Raw genomic sequence first — 1,268 nt, 5'->3', positions numbered from 1 at the left:
TTGGGCGATTACAAAGGCGTAGAAGTGCCTGTAAGCAAACTCAAAGTAAGCGACGAAGAATTGGCTCAAGAACTGGAGCGCCTGCAACAACGTCATGCTGAATTGGTTGTCGTTGATGAAGACGCTGCTCAATCCGGTGATACAGCTATTATTGACTTCGACGGTTCCGTGGACGGTGTACCGTTTGAAGGTGGACAAGCTGAGAAGTATTCTTTGGAACTGGGCTCTAACACATTTATCCCTGGTTTTGAAGAGCAAGTGGTTGGTTTGCACACTGGCGATTCCAAGGACGTTGAAGTAACGTTCCCTGAGAACTACCATTCTGCTGACCTCGCTAGCAAACAAGCGGTATTCAAAGTGAAAGTTCACGAACTGAAACGCAAAGTTCTTCCTGAACTGGACGATGAATTTGCTAAAGATGTAAGCGAATTTGACACACTGGCTGAATTCAAGGAAGACTTGAAAAAGCAATTGTTGGATCGTAAGGAAAACGAAGCTAAAGCAGCCCGTGAGGGTGCTGTAGTGGAGAAAGTTGCTGAGAATGCAACAATCGACATTCCTGAAGCAATGGTGAAGAGCGAAGTGCAAAACATGGTTCGCGATTTCGACAACCGTTTGCGTAGCCAAGGTATGAACCTTGAAATGTTCCTCGGATTCTCTGGTCAAAGCAAGGAAGACCTGGAAGAGCAAATGAAAGCTGATGCTGAGAAGCGCGTACGTAACAATCTCGTGCTGGAGCAAGTGGCTAAAGCAGAAAACATCGAAGTTTCCGAAGCGGAAATTGATGAAGAACTGAAAAACATGGCTGAAGCTTACAAACGTTCAGTTGAGGAAATCCGCAGCATTCTGGAAGGTAACGGCTCGTTCGCTAACCTGAAAGAAGAAATTTCACTGCGCAAAACAATTGCTTTGTTGGTGGAAAACAGCAAAGAAGTAGAAGCGCCAGTTGAAGCTGCTGAATAATTCAAACGATAAATATACGGAGTATGCTGTAACAAGCTGCAACGTAGCAATTAGATAGGGATAAGGCACGTAGTGAAAGTTACGTGCCTTATTTTTACCTTTGGTAACCCAAATTTTAGTCGTTTATGGAAAGTGCTGTGAGTCGTGTTTTCTTGTTTTACATAAGTCACTACCGTATATTTGCACATACATACGAAACATGGTTAAATATGAGAAGGTCTCGGCAGAGTGTACTTTAAACAGCCCGCACTGCATATATGAGCGCATGCAAATATGACACGAGACTCTGAACATGTTAAAATATT

Annotated in this window: 1 protein-coding gene; it reads left to right on the top strand. The window is 43.5% G+C overall.

Annotated features, from left to right (window positions below):
- The coding region (gene tig, locus GRP75_RS27280; protein ID WP_160790930.1) for a trigger factor at positions 1 to 963 on the top strand (963 nt) is incomplete at its 5' end.
- Positions 964 to 1,268: the final 305 nt, after the last annotated feature.

Source organism: Paenibacillus sp. OT2-17 (assembly GCF_009827695.1).
In the GTDB taxonomy this organism is placed as follows: Bacteria; Bacillota; Bacilli; order Paenibacillales; family Paenibacillaceae; genus Paenibacillus; species Paenibacillus polymyxa_B.
The sequence above is the reverse complement of the archived record's forward strand: the minus strand, read 5'-3'. Positions and strand labels throughout refer to the sequence as shown.